At 69.4% G+C, this 19912-nt stretch carries 16 protein-coding genes and 1 pseudogene; 6 read left to right on the top strand and 11 right to left on the bottom strand.

What is annotated here, in order from left to right:
- Positions 1–67: 67 nt before the first annotated feature.
- Positions 68–1123 (bottom strand): 2,3-diaminopropionate biosynthesis protein SbnB, encoded by a 1056-nt coding sequence (sbnB, locus tag M2271_RS21185; protein WP_280888854.1) that lies wholly within the window; start codon positions 1121–1123, stop codon positions 68–70.
- Positions 1124–1387: 264 nt separating this feature from the next.
- On the opposite strand from sbnB, the gene M2271_RS21180 reads away from it, so the two are divergent.
- Positions 1388–3010 (top strand): tryptophan 7-halogenase, encoded by a 1623-nt coding sequence (locus M2271_RS21180; RefSeq protein ID WP_280888853.1) that lies wholly within the window; start codon positions 1388–1390, stop codon positions 3008–3010.
- A 48-nt stretch (positions 3011–3058) separates the two neighbouring features.
- On the opposite strand, the pseudogene M2271_RS21175 reads toward M2271_RS21180, so the two are convergent.
- The 5 genes and pseudogenes from M2271_RS21175 to M2271_RS21155 all read right to left on the bottom strand — a co-directional run.
- Positions 3059–3169 (bottom strand): annotated as a pseudogene (locus tag M2271_RS21175) (mycothiol conjugate amidase Mca); the annotation flags it as partial.
- An 85-nt stretch (positions 3170–3254) separates the two neighbouring features.
- Entirely contained in the window at positions 3255–3833 is a 579-nt protein-coding gene (locus tag M2271_RS21170) for an NAD(P)H-dependent oxidoreductase (RefSeq protein WP_280888852.1), read from the bottom strand.
- Between the two features lie 328 nt (positions 3834–4161).
- Positions 4162–5643, bottom strand: a complete 1482-nt coding sequence (locus tag M2271_RS21165) for an MFS transporter (RefSeq protein ID WP_280888851.1) — start codon at positions 5641–5643, stop codon at positions 4162–4164.
- A gap of 293 nt (positions 5644–5936) precedes the next feature.
- Positions 5937–7676: an alpha/beta fold hydrolase gene (locus M2271_RS21160; RefSeq protein WP_280888850.1), complete on the bottom strand. Its 1740-nt coding sequence runs from the start codon at positions 7674–7676 to the stop codon at positions 5937–5939.
- Positions 7673–8998 (bottom strand): M20/M25/M40 family metallo-hydrolase, encoded by a 1326-nt coding sequence (locus tag M2271_RS21155; RefSeq protein WP_280888849.1) that lies wholly within the window; start codon positions 8996–8998, stop codon positions 7673–7675. The genes M2271_RS21160 and M2271_RS21155 overlap by 4 nt, the downstream gene beginning before the upstream one ends.
- 82 nt (positions 8999–9080) lie before the next feature.
- Between M2271_RS21155 and M2271_RS21150 the strand changes: the two genes are divergently transcribed.
- The 5 genes from M2271_RS21150 to M2271_RS21130 all read left to right on the top strand — a co-directional run bounded on the left by M2271_RS21150 (position 9081) and on the right by M2271_RS21130 (position 13736).
- Positions 9081–9623, top strand: a complete 543-nt coding sequence (locus M2271_RS21150; protein ID WP_280888848.1) for a winged helix-turn-helix domain-containing protein — start codon at positions 9081–9083, stop codon at positions 9621–9623.
- A 230-nt stretch (positions 9624–9853) separates the two neighbouring features.
- On the top strand, positions 9854–10525 hold the full coding sequence (locus M2271_RS21145) for an NAD(P)H-binding protein (RefSeq protein WP_280888847.1): 672 nt from the start codon (positions 9854–9856) through the stop codon (positions 10523–10525).
- Positions 10526–10846: 321 nt separating this feature from the next.
- Positions 10847–12250 (top strand): LuxR C-terminal-related transcriptional regulator, encoded by a 1404-nt coding sequence (locus tag M2271_RS21140; RefSeq protein ID WP_280888846.1) that lies wholly within the window; start codon positions 10847–10849, stop codon positions 12248–12250.
- Positions 12247–13065, top strand: coding sequence for a class I SAM-dependent methyltransferase (locus M2271_RS21135; RefSeq protein WP_280888845.1), 819 nt, complete (start codon positions 12247–12249; stop codon positions 13063–13065). Before M2271_RS21140 ends, M2271_RS21135 begins: the two co-directional genes overlap by 4 nt.
- Before the next feature lie 8 nt (positions 13066–13073).
- The gene (locus tag M2271_RS21130; protein WP_280888844.1) at positions 13074–13736 is read left to right on the top strand and encodes a class I SAM-dependent methyltransferase; all 663 of its coding nucleotides are present in this window, start codon (positions 13074–13076) and stop codon (positions 13734–13736) included.
- Between the two features lie 279 nt (positions 13737–14015).
- Here the strand turns inward: M2271_RS21130 and M2271_RS21125 are convergent, their stop codons facing one another.
- The 5 genes from M2271_RS21125 to M2271_RS21105 are packed head-to-tail and all read right to left on the bottom strand — an operon-like array spanning position 14016 to position 19881.
- Positions 14016–15110: an HAD-IIIC family phosphatase gene (locus M2271_RS21125; protein ID WP_280888843.1), complete on the bottom strand. Its 1095-nt coding sequence runs from the start codon at positions 15108–15110 to the stop codon at positions 14016–14018.
- On the bottom strand, positions 15107–16243 hold the full coding sequence (locus M2271_RS21120) for an acyl-CoA dehydrogenase family protein (protein WP_280888842.1): 1137 nt from the start codon (positions 16241–16243) through the stop codon (positions 15107–15109). The genes M2271_RS21125 and M2271_RS21120 overlap by 4 nt, the downstream gene beginning before the upstream one ends.
- Positions 16236–16535 (bottom strand): acyl carrier protein, encoded by a 300-nt coding sequence (locus tag M2271_RS21115; protein ID WP_280888841.1) that lies wholly within the window; start codon positions 16533–16535, stop codon positions 16236–16238. The genes M2271_RS21120 and M2271_RS21115 overlap by 8 nt, the downstream gene beginning before the upstream one ends.
- Positions 16532–17386: a 3-hydroxyacyl-CoA dehydrogenase family protein gene (locus tag M2271_RS21110; protein ID WP_280888840.1), complete on the bottom strand. Its 855-nt coding sequence runs from the start codon at positions 17384–17386 to the stop codon at positions 16532–16534. Before M2271_RS21110 ends, M2271_RS21115 begins: the two co-directional genes overlap by 4 nt.
- Positions 17359–19881 (bottom strand): type I polyketide synthase, encoded by a 2523-nt coding sequence (locus M2271_RS21105; protein ID WP_280888839.1) that lies wholly within the window; start codon positions 19879–19881, stop codon positions 17359–17361. The genes M2271_RS21110 and M2271_RS21105 overlap by 28 nt, the downstream gene beginning before the upstream one ends.
- Positions 19882–19912: the final 31 nt, after the last annotated feature.

The following is a 19912-nucleotide window of genomic DNA, read 5'->3' as shown; positions in this document are numbered from 1 at the left end:
CACGGGCCCGCGGAAACCAGGGGCCTCCGGAAACCGGACACTCGCGGACTTCAGATGGATGCGGAAGTCAGACGCTCGCGTCGGCCACGGCCGCGGCCGACGTGGCCGGGGCGGAGGAGGACAGCCGGGCGGATCCGGGCAGGAATCCCTCGATCCGGGTGCCCGTTCCCGTTTCCTCGGCCCGCCGCCGCACCCAGTGCGCCAGCGCCAGATCGAGCACCCCCAGCCCGAACGGCGAGTAGACCAGGACCCGTTCGGGATCGCGTACGAAATCGGTGGAGCCGCGCAGCAGCGCCCCGATCGGCGCGTCGACGAACTCCCGCCCACCGGTGGCCTGTTCGGCGAGATGGAGCGAGGTGCGCTCACGGCACACGTGGTCGGCGTCGTCCACGACGTTCTGCGCGCCGAGTACCGCCTCGACGGTCAGGTCGCGCAGCGACACATGCAGCACCGTGGTGCCCGGACGGGTGGCGGCAAGGCCGAGGTGCGGGCTGGACGCGGTGGTGGCAAGGGACACCAGCCGGTGGGCGGACAGCGCCTCCTCGGGGGCCGCCGCCGTGGTGACCGTCACGCCGGGCACGATGCTGCGGGCCTCTTCGGCGAACGAGGCGACCCGCGCCGGGTCGAGGTCGTACAGGCAGAGGTCGGTCAGTGAGGGCAACCGCGCCTTGCTGAAGCGGAGCACCTCCAGGTTGATCGGGCCCAGCCCGATGAAGGACATCCCACGCGGCTCCCTCTCGGTTCCGAGCAGTCCGGCGGCGAGCGCGGCGGAGGCACCGGTGCGCCGGGCGGAGATCAGCGAGGCCTCGATGAAGGCCTCAGGGCGGCCGTCCGTCATCGAGTTGAGGACGATGCCGGCGCTGGCTCGCTCCTTGCCCTGCTCCAGATTGCCGGGAAAGCTCGCGATCCACTTCATGCCAGCGACCTGGTGGTCGCCGCCCAGATAGGCCGGCAGGCCGATGACGCGGTTGCGGTCATCTCCGGGGAAACGGAGGAAAACGGAGTGGGGCAGGGCGGTGCGCCCCTCGTCGTGAAGCCGGTAGGCGTCCGCCACGAGGGCCAGGATCTCCTGCTCCTTGCCGTCGAGGACGCCACGCACCTCGCCATGGCCGATGATCAGCACAGTACGGTCTCCTTGTCGGTGCAGCGTTGTGATCGGTTCTGCGATCGCCGTCCCCGGTCACCAGTCGCCAGTGACCAGTGACCAGTGACCAGTGACCGGTCACCGGTCACCGGTCGCTCTCAGCTACGGCAGGCTGCCCGAATCATCTATACGGGCCCCATAGCCGCCTCGCGCGGAACACGGTTAAAGATTCCGTATAGCCGCGTCCGGAACCCTGGACAGGCTCCCCGCTCCGCTCACCCGTCCTGGAAGAGAGCCCTGCCCATGGCTGACAAGGAGTTACTCGTTCGCAAGGTCGTCGTCCTCGGCGGAGGCCTGGCGGGCTGGATGACTGCCGCCTTCCTCGGGAAGGCCCTGCAGAGGACGGTGAGCATCACCGTCCTGGAGGATCCGGCGGCGGACCCGTCGCGGGACATCACGAACGCGGCGGGCCAGACCAGTCTGCCCCCCTTCCGGGAGCTGTTCTTCGACTACCTCGGCATCAACGAGGACGAGTGGATGCGCGAGTGCCACGCCACCTTCGGCATGGCCGTACGGTTCGTCAACTGGCGTACGGGCGGCGGCGCGGAAGCGACGGCCAGGACACTGCCGGACGGCGGGCGGGACCACTTCAGCCATCCGTTCGGCTTGCTGCCCCACTACGACCGGGTCCCCCTGTCGCACTACTGGTTCAAGCGCCGCCACGAAGGAACGAGCACCGAACCCTTCGACTACGCGTGCTTCCGCGAGCCTCCCCTGATGGACGCCAAGAAATCCCCGAGGTGGCTCGACGGGCGCCCGGCGACCCGGTACGCCTGGCAGTTCGACACCGGGCTGGCCAGCGCCTTTCTGCGGCGCCACGCCATCGAGAAACAGGGGGCCGCCCTGGTCGAGAGCGACCTGGCCGGTGTCGAGGCCGTCCGGGACGAACGCGGCCATGTGACGGCGCTGCGCACCCCGGCCGGGCACATGCTGGAGGGCGACCTCTTCGTGGACTGCTCGGGATTCCGCGGGGCACTGATCAACGAGGTCATGGGAGAGCCGTTCATCGGCGTCGGCGACCAACTGCCGTGCGACAGCTCCATCACCACCGTCGTCCCCCATGACGACAGCGCGAACGGCGTCGAACCGTACACCTCGGTCCTCGCCATGCCCGCCGGCTGGGCCTGGAAGATCCCGCTGCGCGGCCGTTTCGTGACCGGCCATGTGTACAGCGGCGAATTCACGACCCGGCAGCAGGCCATGGACGACCTGTGCGCCCTGTGGGGCCTCGACCCGGCGAACACACAGGTGACCACCGCCCGGTTCCGGGCCGGCCACACACGCCGTTCATGGGTGAAGAACGTGGTCGCCATCGGGGCGTCGGCGTGCTTTCTGCCGCCCCTGGAACCCGCAGGCGTCCACTTGGTCATCACGGCGCTGCACCGGCTGGCCGCGTACTTCCCGGACCGTACGTTCAACCCGGCGCACAGCGACCGCTTCAACCGGGAGACCGAAGACGTGTACCACGGGGTCCGCGACTTCGTACAGGCGCACGTGGTCTGCGCACCGCGATCGGACACCCCGTTCTGGCAGTCCACCGGCCAACTGCCGCTCTCCCCCCGCCTGCAAGAGCAACTCGCGTCCTACCGTGCCGGACTCGGCACCGGTTCACCGCTCACGGAGGAGCCGGCGTACTACGGACCACCGGGCACGGACAGCGACGGCCTGTGCACCGACGCCGGCTACTACAGCATCCTCACTGGCCTGGGCGTCCTCCCGAACGCCCCCCTTCCGCTCCTGGCCCACAGCCCGGAATCGGTCGCGGCCGCCCAGCCCCTCTTCGACACGGTCCAACGCCAGCAACGCACCCTCCTGGAGACCCTGCCCACCGCGCACGAGTATTTGTATCGCTTGCACGGGAGCTGACGGCACGACGGCCGGCAGGTACTGCTGCCGCACCGGTTCCACACCCGCGCCGTTCTCGTCGTACGTGACGACATGCGGACGGAAGGCACGCAGCGCGGCGACCAGCGGCTGGGCGGCGGTCCGCAGCGGCTGCAGGACGAAGCAGCCCTCGGGCAGCGGCTCGCCGTTCCTGGGCAGTCCGGAGTCGGTGCGAACGGTGCGCGGTGGCCGCAGCCGGTCGTTCCGGCCTGGGCCACCGGGCAGATCAGGTGGTGGAGGTCGCGAGGGCGCGGATGGTGGCGAACTCGACGACTTGGGACGCTATTTCCTCCAGTTGCTCTTGGACGTGGGTGTCCTTGCAGTCTCCGGCGGGTGAGAAGCATGCCGTTGACGTGTTGATCGCGGCGCCCAGCGGTGTGGGCCAGCCGCGCAGCGCGTGGGTGACGTCGCGCAGGGCGGCCAGTGTGGAGACGGCGCCCTGCCAGCCGTGGGCGACCGCTACGCATCCGACGGCCCGTTCGCTGAAGTAGGGCCGTGTGTCCTCGCGTAGTTCCTCGACGTGGTCCAGGGCGTTCTTGACCAGGCCGGAGATTCCGCCGTGGTAGGCGGGGCTGGCCAGGACGAGGGCGTCGGCGCCGGCTATGGCGGACAGGAGCCGTCGGGCCTGTGGTGCGGTGGTGCCGTGGGGGTCGTACAGCGGCATGGCCAGTGCGGGGCCGGCGATCAGTTGGACTGATGCGCCGCGTCGTTGTGCCGCGTCCAATACGATCCGCAGGGCCTGCTCGGCGGTTGATCCGGGCCGGCTCGAACCGCCGACACCGACCACGTTCACGATCCGGTGCACTGGGTTGCGCCTCCTTCTCATACGGGTACCTGAGGGTGTTTGCGGTGCGGGCTTCGGGGTGGTGCGGCCTGTACTCGGTCAGGGGTGTGCGGCCCGGCCGGTGGCCCGCGCGGTGGTCGGGTTCGGGTGCCGGACGGGCTGTCGGTGGACGCTGCGGGACGGGGGTGGTGGACGGTGCCGTAGGCGTCGGGGTTGTGCGAAGACCTCGGTGGTGACGTGTATCCGTCGGCCTTTTCGCCGAGCGTTCACGGGGACTGGCGGATCCGCATGAACAAATGGTGATTCCACTCGTGCGTGGTGAACACGAGTGGAATCATCTTTTACTCGTTCAGGCCAGAAGGTCGGACGGCGGAACCACGTCCTCCTGCCTCCCGGGCTCCTCGGCGGCCGGAACCACCGGGGTTCGCCTGAAGTTCAGGGCGGTGAGCATGATCAGGATGATGCCGGCCACGGTCGCCCACATGGCTGAGCGCACACCGTCGGAGGTGGCGACGCGCAGCGCCTCGCCGGTCAGTCCTTCGTGACCGGAGTTGGCGACCGCCACCAGGACGGCGAGGCCGACCGCGGCACCGACCTGCTGGCCGGTCGCCGCGACGCCCGAGGCGATGCCCTGGTCCTCTGCCTCGACGCCGGTGGTCGCCGCCGCGTACATCGCGGTGAACACGGTGCCCTGGCCGAGGCTGAGGATGAACACGCCCGGCACCAGTTGCAGGTAGGAGCCGCTTGGCGAAACGGAGAAGGCGAAGGCCACGGTGCCGACGAGCCCCAGGAAGAGCGCGCCGATCAGCGTGGCGCGCACTCCGAAGCGGGTGGCCAGCTTCCCGCCGGACAGGTTACCGATGAGCACCCCTACGCACGGCAGGAGGAAGGCGATGCCGCTCTTCGTCGCGGAGTAGCCGTGCACGGTCTGGAAGTAGAGGGTGAAGAAGTAGGGCAGTGCACCGAAAGTCCCCATGAAGATGAAGGTGACGACGGTGCCGGTGCTCAGATTGCGGTTGCGGAACAGGCCGAGCGGCAGCAGCGGGTCGCGGCCGCGGCTCTCGATGGTGAAGAACACGGCGAGCACGGCCACCGCGATGGCCGCGGTGATCAGGATCGTCGGCGAAGCCCAGCCCGACTCCGGTCCCTGGACGAGGGTGAACACCAGCAGCGTCAGACCGACGGTCGCGGTCAGCGCGCCGGGCAGGTCGAACTTGCGCCCGGAGGCTCCCTGGTCGGTGTCCTTCGGGATGATGGCGAACGCGAGCAGCATGGCTCCGCCGGCGAGCGGGACGTTGGCGAAGAAGATCGATGCCCAGCCGAACGCGCCCGTCAGCACGCCGCCGAGCAGCGAGCCGAGGATCATGCCGCTACCGCCGGCGCCGCCCCAGATGGCCAGTGCGCGGTTGCGCTCAGGGCCTTCGGCGAAGGTGGTGGTGACCAGGGAGAGCGTTGCGGGGGCGAGGAAAGCGCCGCCGATGCCCTGCACCGCACGGGCAATGATCAAGGTCGTCGGGTCGCCCGCGAGCCCTCCGGCAAGCGAGGAGACCGCGTACAGGAACAGGCCGAAGGTGAACATCCGGCGGCGTCCGAACAGGTCTGCCGCACGGCCGCCGAGCAGGAGGAAGCCGCCGAAGGCGACGGCGTAGGCGCTGACGACCCACTGGAGGGTCTGTGCGGAGAAGCCGATACCCGTACTGATCTCGGGTAATGCCACGAATACGATGCTGTAGTCAACAGCGTAGATGCACTGGGCGAAAGCGAGAAGCGCCAAGATCAAGCCGAGACGTCGGCGGGGTGGCGCCACGGCGCCGGCTACTGCAGAAGGCATTTTCTGTGCCTGTCCCTTCCGGGTTTTTCGGGTGCTGGTCAGTAACGCAGGGCATAAGACGGGCCGGTGGCGGTCGAAAGCGCCGCGGCGGTCATGCTCCTGTCGGCCGATCAGACGTCGGAGGTGACTGGTTCGGTGCTTGTTCCGTGTGTCATGGGTATGCCTTCAGTAGTGGGGGTCGGGGAACCTGATCAGTTGTCGGTGCCGGGTGCCGTGCCCGCGCTCATGACGGATTCGAAAACCGCTGGGTCCGATATTCCGGTCCGTCCGGCGGTAATGCGCGGTTTGTTTCATCACGGCTTGAGATGATCGTGGAACCACTGCACGAAAGCGGCGTCGAGTTCTTCCCTTTCATCTCGGTCGTCCGGGAGATGACCACGGGAGAGGCGGATGAACCGCACGGTCTTGCCCAGTTCGGTGAGCGTCCTGTGCAGTTGCTCGGTGCTGTTGATGGCGACGGTTGTGTCGCCTTCCGCGTGTGCCAGCAGCAGCGGCGCCTGGATGTCGGCCGCGTGGGTCAGCGGGCTCGCCGCCTTCAGTCTCGCCAGGTCCTGCGGGTCATCGACGTCCCCGATCCACTCCACGACCCGCCGGCTCCACGTCGGCGGCAGGGCCCGGACGTCCATTTCGAGGTCCGCCGGCCCGCAGATCGCGGCACCGGCCCGCCAGTGGTGCGGCAGCCTTGTCAGGCAACTGAGCGCCGCGAACCCGCCGTAGGACATCCCGTGGACGCCGAGGCGATCGCCGTCCACCCAGTCCAGGCTTCGCAGGAACCGTGCGGCGGCTTCGAAGTCGGCCAGGTCGCCGCCGCCCCAGTCCCGGTAGATCAGCCGCTGGTAGGCCAGCCCCCGTCCGGTCGACCCGCGCACGTTCGGCGCCAGCACGGCGATTCCGGCTCGCACCAACCGCTGGATCAACGGGTCGTGGACCGGCAGCGCGGCCCACTCCGGACCGCCGTGGACGGTCAGCACCGCGGGGACGGGACCGGCCGTCGAACGCGGGCGGTACAGCAGCCCGGATATCTCCAGCCCGTCCGCTGCGGTGAACCAGACCGTTTCCGGCACGACGAGGTCGTTCGGCAGCCCGTCGCTGAAGTCGGTGAGCCGGTGCGACTCGCCGGATTCCAGGTCCACCGAGAAGAACTCGGTGGCCCGGTCGGCGGCGCCGACCTGTGCGAGCAGGCGGTCTCCGGCGAACCGCGGCACGAAGCCGTCGTAGCCGAAGGGCTGGGAGGCGAATCCGGGCAGTTCGACCGCGTTCTGCGGCGTGCACAGCACCGTGTGCCGGCCCCGGGGCAGGGCCCAGACGACCTGCGGGCCCACGATCACGTTCTCCACGTCGGCGTCCGACGTGGCGATCCACTTCAGCGGCCGGCCGGGTACGAGCAGAGCGACACCGAGGAAGTCACGGCCCTCGGTGGTGCAGACGTAGATCCCGTCCTCGTTCCACCCGCCTGGCTGGTACTTCGCCGGGCCCTCGTGCGGGGTGAGGTGCTGGGTCAGGCCGGTCGCGAGGTCACAGGCGAACAGGTCCTGGTCGGTGTTCTGATGGAATTTCAGAACGAGCAGGTACCTGGAGTCGGGGGAGAAACATATCGGCACGTACCGGTCGTCGCCCTCCAGGACCATCCTGGACACGCCGGTGGTCAGGTCCCGCACGTAGACGTCGAGGCAGGTGACGTCGCGCGCGCTGGTCGCGTACGCGAGCAGGCGGCCGTCCGGGCTGTACGGCTGGCTCCCGCTCGAATATGGCACGCCTATCTCGCGCCTGACACCGGGCTCTTCCGCTATCCACTCCACCTCGCCAGTGGCCGGATCGAGTTCGGCCAGCCGGTAGTCCTGGCCGCCGGTCACGTCCACCACGGCAAGCAGGCGTGTCTCGTCGGGCCGCCATGCCAGCCGGGTGACCGCGCCGTCGATCGGGAACATCCGCCGCTCCCCCGCCCAGGTCTGGAACCACGGCTGCGGCCGGCCGGACTCGTCGCCGACGTACGCGAAGCCCTCCTTCGCCGGCCAGGCGCCCCAGACGGTCATGAGCGCGCCGCCAATGCGAGCTGGATCGTCGCCGCGGCGACGATCCCGTGGCGGAACCGGTCGAGGTCGAGATTCTCGTCGGGTGCGTGGTTGGCCTCGTCGGCGTTGGCCAACGGCACGCCGTAGCAGGGGCAGGAGAGCCCGTCGCTGAGCACGGCCATCGGCAGACTTCCGCCGAGCGAAGGGATCAGCAGCGGCCGCTGCCCGAGGACGTCCTCGACCGCTTGGAGGATCGTTGCCGTATAAGGGGTCTCGGGCAGTGTGGTGGAGGGTGCCATGGCTGCGCCGGGCACGAACTCGACATCGGGGGCGTACTTCGCGACGTGCCGCCGGATGGCGTCGGCGACCCGGTCCGGTGTCTGGCCGCCGACCAACCGCGTCTCGCACCGGGCGACGGCGACGTCGGGGATCACCGCGCGGTGGTCGCCGGAATCCTCGCAGCTCAGCGAGTTCACGGTCAGCGTAGGCCTGGCCAGGCGTTCATGGAATCCCAGCCCCGTCGGCGGCTCCATGCCGGCCGCCCCGATCGCTTCGAGCGTCCCGACCACGTCCACCGGGAGATCCGCCAGCGCGGCACGCTGACCACCGGTCAACGGCGCGACGTCGTCGGCGAAGCCGGGCACCGTCACGGTCCCGTCCGCCGACCGCATGGTGGCCAGCAGCTGCACCAGCGTCCACGCCGGATTCGGCGCGACCCCACCCCAGTTCCCCGAGTGCAGCGGCCGGTCGGCACCTCGCGCACGCAGTTCGAACATCAGGATCCCGCGCACGCCGAGAACCACGCACGCCCGGCCCGAGTCGTGCACGGGCCCGTCGCTCCAGATCACCAGATCAGGCTGCCCGACCTGGCGTACGGCCACCGCCAGGTTGGGGCTGCCGATCTCCTCCTCGCCGTCGAGCAACACCGTGACACGGCAGGGGAATCCGCCGGTCAGATCCCGCAGGGCACGCAGCCCCAGCAGCTGCGCGAGATGCTGTCCCTTGTTGTCGCCCGCGCCGCGCCCGTACATCCGGCCATCGCGGATCGACGGCACGAACGGCGGCGTCGTCCACAGTTCGAGCGGCCCGGCCGGCTGCACGTCGTAGTGGCCGTAGATCAGCACGTGCGGCCCGGGCCCGTCCGCCGTCCCCACCAGCGCGGGCCAGCCACCGGTGTCGATTTCGCGGGCCTGCAGGCCCGAGGCGCGTAACAGCCGAAGACCGTGGGCCGCGGCCTCGGCCATGCCTTCGCCGGTCCGGCTCACGCTCGGCCGGGAGATCCAGTCCGCCAGCTCACCGTCCAGGTCCCGGGCGTCTACCCAGTCGCGGAGCTGCGTGATCACAAAACCTCCAACCGATTGCATAGAATGAAATCGATAGCAGTCAAGCAAACCGGTGACGGCTTGGCAAGGTACAGTCCTGGACGTGGAAGCGACGATCGAAGACCTCAAAGCACTCGGGCACCCGGTCCGCTGGCGCATCCTTCGGCTGTGCCTGGACCGCGCCTTCACCAACAAGGAGCTGTCGGTCGAACTCGACCTCGCTCCCGCGACCACCCTGCGCCACGTCCGCGCCCTGCTGAAGACAAACTTCCTGGTCGCCGAACCGGTCTGCACCGGCGAGAACGGCGCACTGCAACGGCCCTATCTCGCCACCACACGCACCCGGGGCCTGATCATCCCGCCCGACGACTCCGGCCTGGCCCAGCAGGTGGACCTGGCCGTGCTCGGCGCCCACCGCACCGAACTGATAGCTGCGGGCAAGGACTCCGGCCGCGGCGCCAAGCGCGGCGTCCTGCGGTTGCGGCCCGAGTCCGTGGAGTCGCTCCACCGCCGGATCCAGGACCTGATCGCCGAGTACCGCGACGAACCCGACGGCGAGCCGCTGAGCTACCTGTGGTCACTGGCCGCCCGACCCCCACTCGATCCCCACCCCGGAGAAATCGGGGCAGACCCGATTGACCAATAGGGTCACCGATGCTTCACTCATTCATCATTCGGATGACGCACCCGGGGCCGCCATGGCGGCCGACAGGGCGATTGCATAACTTGCTTGTCCGAACCTGTACGTCAATTTCCGGCCGGGCAGGTCGTCGGCACGGATTATTCGGCACAGCGCAGGCTTGACGGGGTGGCTCTACCCGCCCGCAGCACCAATCCGGGGAAACCCGAGGCATCGAATCCGGAAAAGGGTATCGAATGAAGATCGTCATCGCCGGTGGTCACGGAAAAATCGCCCTGCGATTAACCCGGCGCCTCGCCGAACGCGGCGACTCCGTCGTGGGCATCGTGCGCAACCCCCGCCACGTCGACGACATCAGGAGGGTGGGCGGGGAGGCCGTCGTGCTCGATCTCGAGTACGCGACGGTGGACGAGGTGGCCGCGGCCCTGGCCGGCGCGGACGCCGTCGTCTTCTCGGCCGGCTCGGGCAACAGCGCCACCGCCGCACGCCGGGACACGATGGACCGGGCCGCCGTCGCGCTTGTCATGGACGCAGCGGAACAGGCCGGTGTGCGACGATTCCTGCACGTCAGCTCCATCAACGTGGGCTGCGCCGACGAGCGCGGCATCGGTGAGGGGTACTCCGCCTACCTGCGGGCCAAGCACGCCGCCGAACAGCACATCTTCGCCCGGACCAAGCTCGACTGGACGGTCCTGCGACCCGGTGTGCTCACCGACGCAGGCGGCGACGGCACTGTCGAACTCACCGCCGGGAACAGGGTCGCGCCCAAGCACGCCAGGTTCGACCAAGTCGCCCGGGAAGACGTCGCCGCCGTGCTCGCGGCGCTCATCGACCGGCCCGACACCGCCGGCCGCATCTACGTGGTGGTCGGCGGCAGGACCCCCGTCGAAAAGGCGATCGACGTCTAGAACACGTCCCGTGGATCGCGGTCGCGTGCCCCGGGAACGGCGGGGATTCCCGGCGGCACCGCAGGAACTTCGCGAATACTGATGGCAGTTCGGGCGTCCCGAGCCGGATGCGGATCTGGGGAGACCGGTTCGGGACACCGCCACTCATAGTGGCGCCACTTCGCTCCGCTCGGAAAACCGGACGGGCGGAATGTTGTTTTGCTCAGGCACGGTCCGATTCCGGACAGTGGACTCAGTACGAAGGGTCTTCTTTCACGACACAGGGGGGTAATTGTTGTGCAGTCAATTGCCAAGACAAGGCCGGCGGCTCCAGCCGGCGTCGTGATCGTCAGCAACAGCACCGCCGGCACGGCTCCGGCGAACGAACCGGCCGAACCCCGATTAGCCGTCGCGGTGGCCGACCCGCCGCCCCACCAGCCGCCGGGCAGCGCCCCGACCGCGCGCTGCGCCCACTGGGCGGTGACCGCGGCGGCCATCCCCTCCTGGGGAGCGGGCGAGGCCGGGGCCGCGCACCGGAGCCCGGGCGACGCCGGCAGCCCGGCGGCCGAGGCGCACTGGGCCAGCCTGCTGCTGGACGACTGTACCTGCTCGGCACCGGCCGCACGCGAGAACGTGCTGCACGACCGGCACGTGCCCGACGGGGCGATCCGGCCGGCGGTGACCACCCTGGTCGTCGCGGCCGGCCCGGCCGGCCGGTTCGACCGGGCGTCGGCGGGCATCGACCCACCCGACCCGGGCCAGCCCTGGTTCGCCGAGATCGGCTACGCGCACTGCTTCGCGTTGCTGATGGCCGGCCAGGTGCGGTACGCGTGCCGGACAGCCGAGAACGGGTACCGCCACGAGGTGGCCGCCGGAAACATCGCGGTGGCCCACGGCTGGTTGGCGCTGCGCGGCCAGGTCGCCGACGCGGCCATCGCCATCGCCGACGCGAAGGCCGCTTCGCGCCTGTTCGACGGCGGCACCTCGCACCTCATGCCGGCGCCGCGTCTGGCCGAGCTCGCCGTGTTCGGCGACCGGGCCGGCATCCGACACACCCGGCAGCACCCCGACCGGGCACCCGAGAGCCGCCTGTTCCTCCAGTGGTCGACCCTGAGCCAGGCGTGGACCACAGCGGCGGGCGGAAACACCACTCTCGCCGCCAGGCAGGCACTCTCCGCGGCCGACATCGCCATGGCCCTGGGCCAGCACGCCGTCGAAGCCACGGCAAGCTACGACGTGGCCCGTCTCGGCAATCCCAACGCCGTACGACACCGCCTCGCCGCGCTCACCGACCTGGTGCCGGGGCCGGTCGTGCCGACCATGGCCGGCGCCGCGGCCGCGCTGGCCCGCTCCGATCCCGCAGCCCTGGACGTCGCCACGGCGAAGTTCACCGAACTGGGGATGGACCTGCTCGCTGCGGAGACCGCCACCGCCGCGGCCGCACTACGGCACACCTCCACGCCCCCAAGCGCCATCGCGTGTCCGACCACGACGACCCCGCTGTTGCAGCTCACCGCCCCGCTGGTCGAACTCACCAGCCGCGAGCGGGACGTCGCACTGCTGGCCGCCAACGGATTCACCAGCCCCGCCATCGGGCACCGGCTCGGGCTGTCCGCCCGCACCGTCGACAACTCCCTGGGCCGCGCCTACCAGAAACTCGGGGTGACCAGCCGCCGCAATCTGGCCCCGCTGGTCGTCGGCGACCGCCCGCAGCCACCCATCCACGCCGAAGGGAAACAGCGATGACTTCCATCAGCGACCTCGAGAAGATATCGGCCAACCGAGAAGGCTTCAACCTGCGAGCGCGCGCGCACATGCAGTCCTCGTACTACGACGTCGAAAGGTTCAAGCAGGGCCACAACATGCTGCGCAAGCTGGAGCAGGAGGAGCTGGGCGACGTCCGCGGCCGGTCCCTGCTGGAACTGCAGTGCCACATCGGCGTCAACTCGCTCTCGCTGGCCCGCATGGGCGCGCAGGTGACCGGCACCGACATCTCGGACGAGGCGATCGACATCGCCCGTGAGCTCGCCGAAGAGCTCGACCTCGACGCGAGTTTCGTCCAGGCGAACCTCTACGACCTGCCGAAGGTGCTCGACGGCCAGTTCGACATGGTGTTCACCGGCTACGGCACCCTCTCGTTCCTGCCCGACATCAACGGCTGGGCCGAGGTGGCGGCGCGGTACGTCAAGCCGGGCGGCACCCTCACGGTCGTGGAGATCCACCCGATGCTCACCCTCTTCAGCGACGTCGGTGGGGAACTGCGGGTGACCCGCTCGCTGTTCCAGTCCCGGGACGTGCACCACGAGATGTCCAAGAGCTACGCCGACCGGATCGCCGACGAGGTGGAGGTGGAGACGCACAGCCTGTACGGCTGGCGGTGGAGCGTGGATGAGGTGGTGAACGCGCTCATCGGCGTCGGCCTGACCATCGAGCGGATCCGCGAGGTTCCCTACGACGCACGGCAGCGGCTCCCGTTGATGGTGCCCGACGGAGACCACAACTGGCGGATCCCGGGCGACCCGATCCCGCTGTCGTTCTCGTGCACCGCCAGGCGGCGGTGAGCTGCGGCATGGCAGATCAGATCGTGGCAACGCCGGAAATCCGCGAGTACGTCCGCGCCGTGTCCCTGCGGGAGGACCCGATCCTGGCCGAACTGAGGGCGCAGACCGCAGGGTTGCCGGGCGGCTCGGCCATGCAGGTCATGGCCGAGGAGGGCCAGCTGCTGGCGCTTCTCGTCGGCCTGTCCGGTGGCGGATCGGTGCTGGAGATCGGCACCTTCACCGGCTACAGCACGTTGTGCATGGCGCGTGCGCTACCGCCGGACGGCACGGTCATCACCCTTGACCTCAACGGGCGGTGGCCGGCGATCGGCGTCGACTACTGGCGGCGCGCCGGAGTCGCCGACCGCATAGACGTTCGCCTCGGTGACGCGACGCAGACGCTCGCCGCCCTCGCCGAGGAGCGGGGCGGGGAGAGTTTCGACCTCGTGTTCATCGACGCGGACAAGGCCAACTACGGGGCGTACTACGAGGCCGCGCTCAGCCTCACGCGGCCGCAAGGGCTGATCGTCATAGACAACACGCTCTTCTTCGGCCGGGTGGTCGACCCGGACAGCCATGACCCGGACACCACCGCGATCCGGGCGCTCAACGCGGCGCTGCGCGACGATCCGCGCGTGGACGTCTCGATGCTCACGATGGCCGACGGGATCACACTCGCCCGGAAGCGATGACGTAGCGGGTCGTGGCCGGCGGCTCGGCCGGCCTCCGTCGCTGCACTGGCGGGCAAGGAGTCCTCCGACTGGCTGTCGGAGGACTCCTTGCCCGCTCTGGACCCGCACGTTCGTCCGGTGCGTCCGGGCGGTGGCGTGGAGGTCGGGAAGCAGGGCCGGGTACGGCTGGCGGCGCTCCGAACGCGTGGAAACGCTCGCCGCCCTCGCTGGTGAACGGGGCGGCGAGCGTGGTGTGAGCCTCGTGTACGTCGGCACCGAAGCGCCTGAAGGGACGGCGTGTCAGGTCGTTGCCAGTGGGACGGTGGTGAGGCGCAGCGTGTCGGGTGCCGGCCTGGGTGTCGGTGTGATGTGCAGTCGTTGTGTCTGTCCGTCGTGCGAAGGCGGTAGTTCGGCAAAGCATGCGCAGAGCTCGTCGGTGAATCCGGCGAACCGGTAGGCGACTTCCATGACCCGGTTGCGTGCGGTGGGCCGGAAGTCCGCGACCAGGTGGGCGCCGGCTGTGGCCGCCTCGTTGACCAGCCAGTTCAGCACGGTGGCGCCGGCGCCGAACGAGACGACCCGGCAGGAGGTGGCCAGGAGCTTCAGGTGCCACACCGCTGGGCCGGTCTCCACGAGTGCGACGCCGACGGCGCCGTGCGAGCCGAAGCGGTCGCTCATCACCACCGTGAGGACCTCGTGGTGTGTGTCGTCCAGGAGTGCGCGCAGGTCGGCGTCGCCGTAGTGGACGCCGGTGGCGTTCATCTGGCTCGTGCGCAGTGTCAGCTCTTCCAGCCGGGACAGGTCGTCGGCGGTGGCTCGGCTGATCTCCATCGCGAGGTCCAGCGAGCGCAGGAACTCCTCGGAGGGCCCGCTGAACGATTCCTGCTCGGCTTGGCGGCGCACGTTGGCCTGGTACATCTGGCGGCGGTGGCGTGAGTCGACCGTCACCGTTGCCGGGGTGAACTCAGGCAGTGCCAGCAGCTCGGTCGCCGACTCGGCGGGGTAGCAGCGCACCTGCGGGAGGTGGAACACGACTTCCGCGCGTTCTGTCGGCTGGTCGTCGATGAAGGCGATCGTGTGGTGGGCGAAGTTCAGTTCGTCGGCGATCTCCCGTACCGACGACGACTTGGGGCCCCATCCGATCCTGGCGTTCACGAAGTACTCGGCGACGCCGAGGTCCTCAAGGCGCTGCCAGGCGGGGCCGTGGTCGTTCTTGCTGGCCACTGCCTGGAGGATGCCGCGGGAGTCGAGGCCCACGATGGTCTCGTAGACCCGGGCGTCGATGGCCACGGCGTCGCCTTCGAGGAGGGTGCCTTTCCACAGCGTGTTGTCCAGGTCCCAGACGACGCATTTGACGGTGGTGATCGGTTCGTCGGGTGACAGCGGTCCACTCACTGCGCCTCCTTTTTCCGGAGTGGGCGGTTCCCGGTCGCCAGGGCGTGTCTGGCGAGTTCGAGCTGGCATATCTCGCTGCTGCCCTCGATGATCTCCATCAGTTTCGCGTCCCGGTAGGCCCGGGCGACCACGTGGCCGTCCGAGGCGCCCGCCGAGGCCATGATCTGCATGGCCGACGCGGTTGCGCGCACGGCTTCGGTCGCGCTGACGTGTTTGGCGAGGACGGTGGCGATCACGAGGTCCGGTGAGCTTGACTCCCAGCACTCGCCGGCGTGCCGGCACACCGCGGTGGCGACCTGTTCGGCGGTGTAGAGTTCGGCGATCCTGCGGGAGATGAGTTGGTGCTCCGCGATGGGTTTGCCGAACTGCTGCCGTGTTCTGGCGTGTTCGGTCACCGCGTCGAGGCAGCCGCGCAGGATGCCGACGCAGCCCCAGGCCACCGACATCCGGCCGTAGGCCAGGGCGGTGGTCACCAGGAAGGGCAGCGACAGGCCGGTGCCGCCGAGCACGTTCGCGGCCGGCAGGCGTACGCCGTCCAGGTGCACCTGTGCGTGGCCTGCCGCGCGGCAGCCCATCGGGTGCGGGATCTTCTCGATCCGGACGCCCTCGGCGTTTGTGGGCACGACGACCGCCGCGGCGTTGTCGCCCGCTTTCGCGATGACGACGATCAGGTCGGCGTAGGCCGCCGCGGTGATCCACGTCTTGCTGCCGTCCACGATCACCGTGTCGCCGTCGAAGCGCACTCGGGTGGTCATCGCGCCTAGGTCGCTGCCGGCGTCCGGCTCGCTGAAGGCGACGGCGGCCAGCCGGCCGCCGGTCAGCTGCGGCAGGAACACGGCGCGCTGGTCGCGGGTGCCGAGGCGTTGTATCGTCCACGCGGCCATGCCCTGGGAGGTCATCACGCTGCGCAGGGAACTGCACAGGCTGCCGGCGTGGGCGGTGAGCTGCCCGTTCTCCTGGCTGCCCAGGCCGAGTCCGCCGTACTGTTTGCGCACTTCGGCGCAGAGCAGGCCGGCGGCGCCGAGTTCACTCAGGACGGTTCGCGGGATTTCGCCGGCGATGTCCCATGCGCCGGCGTTGTCCTCGACGAGATGCCAGATGTCCTGGTGTCCTGAGGAGGGTCCGTCAGACATCGCTGTCTGCGGCAGACTCTGCCTGGAGTCGGCCGACGAGTGCGGCCATGCTCTTGACGGTGCGGAAGTTGGACAACTGCAGGTCCGGTCCGGCGACCGTCACGGCGTAGGCCTGTTCCAGGAACACGACCAGCTGCATGGCGAACATGGAGTTGGCGAGCCCGGTGGTGAAGAGGTCCTGGTCCGCGTCGGGGCTGGTGCGGGTCTGCTCGGCCACGAACCTGGTGATCTCGTCGATGACGGCGTCCGCGTCGAAGAAGGGCGCATTTTCGGTCTGCTGTTCCGAAGTCATGACTGTGCCTCACTGTAGTTGTAGAAGCCGCGGCCGCTCTTTCGGCCGAGTTCGCCGCGCCGGACCTTTTCGAGGAGAAGCTCGCTGGGGCGGCACCGCTCGTCTCCGGTCCGGGCGTAGAGCGCCTCCAGAGCGTCGACGAGGTTGTCGATGCCGATCAGGTCCGCGGTGCGCAGCGGGCCTGTCGGGTGGCCGAGGCAGCCCTGCATGAGGGTGTCCACATCCTCGACGGTGGCGGTGCCGGCGCGGACCACCTGTGCGGCGTCGTTGATCATCGGATGCAGGAGCCGGCTGGTCACGAAGCCGGGTGCGTCACGGACCACCACCGCGTGCCGGCCGATTCGGGTCAGCAGCGAGAGCACCGATTCGACGGTGGTGTCGGCGGTCTGGGGGCCGCGGATCACCTCGACCAGCGAGATCAGGTAGGCGGGGTTCATGAAGTGGGTTCCGATGAGGTCGCCCGGGTTTTTCACCCATGCGGCCATTTCGTCGATGGGTATGCCGGAGGTGTTGGAGATCAGGGGGGTTCCGGGGCGGACCAGTGCCGATACGGCGGCGAGGACTTCCGCTTTCTTCTCGGGCAGTTCGGTGACCGCCTCGATGACCACGGCGGCGTCCGCGATGTCGTTCAGCGAGAGTGTGGTGCGCAGTTTCGCCGGGGTGCGTCCGGGCGGGAGTGCGCCGGTGAGTTGTGCGTGTCGAAGGCCGTTGGCGGATGCGGCGGTGGCGCGCTCGAGCACGTCCTCGTCGATGTCCACCAGTACGACGGGCAGTCCGTGTCCGACGACGAGCGTCGAGATTCCGGTGCCCATGACGCCGGCGCCTACGATGGCAATGAGCGGCTCGTCCATGATGTCTCCTCCAGGCCCAGTGGTTGGTAACTGCCGGAGTCGGGTCCGATCCAGTAGCGGGTGCGCTGGAACGGGTAGCCCGGCAGGGACAGGCGGCGCGGTCGTGACGGGCCGCGGAAGGCGTCCCAGTCGATGTCCGCGGTGGCCTGCCACAGTTTGCCGACGGTGTCGAGCAGGGTGGCGAGGTCGGATCGGCTGCCGTGCGTGGGTGTCAGTGAGGGCAGTGCCACCGGTTGTTCGGCTGTCTGCTGCTGGGCGAGGGTGTCGGTCAGTGTGCTGTCCGGCCCTACCTCCAGCAGGATCCGGCCGGGTTCGTCGGCCAGTGTGCGCAGGCCTTTGGCGAAGCGGGTCGGCTCGTTCAGGTGGCGGGCCCAGTGGGCCGGGTCGGCGGCGTCCTGCGGGGTGGTCCAGGTTCCCGTTGTTTGGGAGATGTAGGGGATTTGAGGCGGTTTGAGTTCGTAGCGTGCCACCTGGGCTGCGAACTCGGTGGCGTGGGCGTCGAGCGGCCCGGTGGCCCCGGCGTGGGAGCGGATCTCGGCGTCGGTGGCCGTGGCGGCGATGGCGTCGGCCAGGTCGATCACGCCGGCCAGGCAGGCTGCCACGTACTCGCCGTCACCTTCGCCGATCATCGCGGTGGGTTGTACCCCCCAGGCTTGCCAGAGCCGTGCGAGGGCCCATTGCAGGGTGAAGGCTGCGGCGGGCAGGCCGCGCGGGTCGTCGTGCCCCGTCTGCGGGCCGTCCCAGGTGGAGGGGAAGAGCAGTCCGCGCAGGTCGTAGCCGAGTAGTGGCTGTGCCAGTTCGGCGCAGCGGTCCACTTCCCGGGCGAAGGCCGGTTCGCTGCGACAGATCGCTGCGGCGGCGTCGGGCCGGTGGGAGGTGCTGCCCGGGAACATGAAGGCCACCTGGCGGGCGTTCAGGTCGTCGGCGGTGTTCACGGCTCCGGGTTGTGCCAGTGCCCGGAGGGCGGCTGTCGCCTCGGCACGGTCGTGGCACACCAGGTGTCGGCGGAGCGGGAATGCGCGTCGGCCGACCTGCAGGGTGTAAGCGACGTCGGCGAGGTCGAGGTCGTCCGGCCCGTCCAGGCGGTCGGCGAGGTTGGTTGCCGCGTCCGCCAGGGCTTTTTCGCTGCGTGCGGACAGAACGAGCACGTGCTGGTCGCGTGGGTTCGGCGGGCTGGGTGGGGGTGTCGGCGCTTCCTGGAGCACTATGTGGGCGTTGGTGCCGCCGACCGCGAAGGCGCTGACGCCGGCTCGTCGCGGTGTGGCGCCTCGTGGCCAGGGGCGGGCCGTGGTCGGTACGTAGAACGGTGTGCGGTCCAGCAGCAGTGCGGGGTTGGGTGTGTCGAAGTTGATGCTCGGCGGGATCTCGCCGTGTTCGAGTGCCAGTACCGCCCTGGCGAAGCCGGCCGCTCCTGCGGCGGCGTCCAGGTGGCCGATGTTGGCCTTCGTCGAGCCGATCGCGCAGAAGCCGCGTTCGCTGGTGTTGAAGGCCTTGGTGAGTCCGGCCAGTTCGATCGGGTCGCCGAGGGGGGTGCCTGTGCCGTGGGCTTCGATGTAGCCGATGCTCTCCGAAGGCACGTCGGCGACTGCCTGGGCGGTGGCGATCACTTCGGCCTGTGCCTGCATGCTCGGGGCGCTGAAGCCGAATTTCGCCGAGCCGTCGTTGTTGAGGGCGCTGCCGAGGATGACTGCGCGGATGTTGTCGTTGTCCGCGAGTGCGTCGCTCAGTCTGCGCAGTGCCACGACGGTGACGCCGTATCCGGGGACGGTTCCGTTGGCGGCGGCGTCGAAGGGGCGGCAGTGGCCGTCGCGGGCGAAGATGCCGCCCGCGACCACCGGGTAGCCGCCGATCAGCGGGATGGGCAGTGCGACTCCCCCGGCCAGGGCCATGTCGCATTCGTGGCCCAGCAGGGATTGGCAGGCGAGGTGGATGGCGACGAGTGAGGTGGAGCATGCCGCCTGCACGGTCATCGCGGGGCCGCGCAGGTCGCACAGGTAGGCCGCCCTGGTCGCGAGGAAGTCCTTGTCGTTGTAGGGGCGCGCGGAGAAGGCCGCCATCGATCCCCGGAAGCGCGCGTTGGCGAGGAGGTTCAGTGGCAGGTACTTGTTGGCGAAGCAGCCGGCGTAGACGCCGACGGCGCCGTCGAACCGCGAGGGGTCGTGGCCGGTGTCTTCCAGTGCGTGCCAGGCGCACTCGGCGAAGATCCGCTGTTGCGGGTCGCTGATCTCCGCCTGTTCCCGGGTGTATCCGAAGAACTCGGCGTCGAAGTGGTCGGCGTTCTCGATGACCGCGGCGGCGGGCACGTAGTCGGGATGGTTCACCATGGCGGTGGGCCATCCGGCGTCGGCCAACTGCTGGGTGCTGAACCTGGAGACCGATTCGACGCCGTCGCGCTGGTTGCGCCAGAACGCCTCCATGGTGGGGGATCCCGGGAGTCGTCCGGCAAGGCCGACGACCGCGATCGGCTCCGTTCCGTCTTCCGTTGCGGTACTCACCCAAGGCCCCCATCGGCTCGCTGCCGTGTCG

This window comes from Streptomyces sp. LBL, from assembly GCF_029893585.1.
In the GTDB taxonomy this organism is placed as follows: domain Bacteria; phylum Actinomycetota; class Actinomycetes; order Streptomycetales; family Streptomycetaceae; genus Streptomyces.
This window is presented reverse-complemented; position numbering and strand designations above follow the sequence as displayed.

What these genes read in the sequence shown, in the direction of transcription:
- M2271_RS21180 (WP_280888853.1), top strand. Translation starts at nt 1,388, where the DNA reads ATGGCTGACAAGGAGTTACTCGTTCGCAAGGTCGTCGTCCTCGGCGGA.
- M2271_RS21165 (WP_280888851.1), bottom strand. Translation starts at nt 5,643, where the DNA reads ATGCCTTCTGCAGTAGCCGGCGCCGTGGCGCCACCCCGCCGACGTCTC.
- M2271_RS21160 (WP_280888850.1), bottom strand. Translation starts at nt 7,676, where the DNA reads ATGACCGTCTGGGGCGCCTGGCCGGCGAAGGAGGGCTTCGCGTACGTC.
- M2271_RS21145 (WP_280888847.1), top strand. Translation starts at nt 9,854, where the DNA reads ATGAAGATCGTCATCGCCGGTGGTCACGGAAAAATCGCCCTGCGATTA.
- M2271_RS21135 (WP_280888845.1), top strand. Translation starts at nt 12,247, where the DNA reads ATGACTTCCATCAGCGACCTCGAGAAGATATCGGCCAACCGAGAAGGC.
- M2271_RS21130 (WP_280888844.1), top strand. Translation starts at nt 13,074, where the DNA reads ATGGCAGATCAGATCGTGGCAACGCCGGAAATCCGCGAGTACGTCCGC.
- M2271_RS21120 (WP_280888842.1), bottom strand. Translation starts at nt 16,243, where the DNA reads ATGTCTGACGGACCCTCCTCAGGACACCAGGACATCTGGCATCTCGTC.
- M2271_RS21115 (WP_280888841.1), bottom strand. Translation starts at nt 16,535, where the DNA reads ATGACTTCGGAACAGCAGACCGAAAATGCGCCCTTCTTCGACGCGGAC.
- M2271_RS21110 (WP_280888840.1), bottom strand. Translation starts at nt 17,386, where the DNA reads ATGGACGAGCCGCTCATTGCCATCGTAGGCGCCGGCGTCATGGGCACC.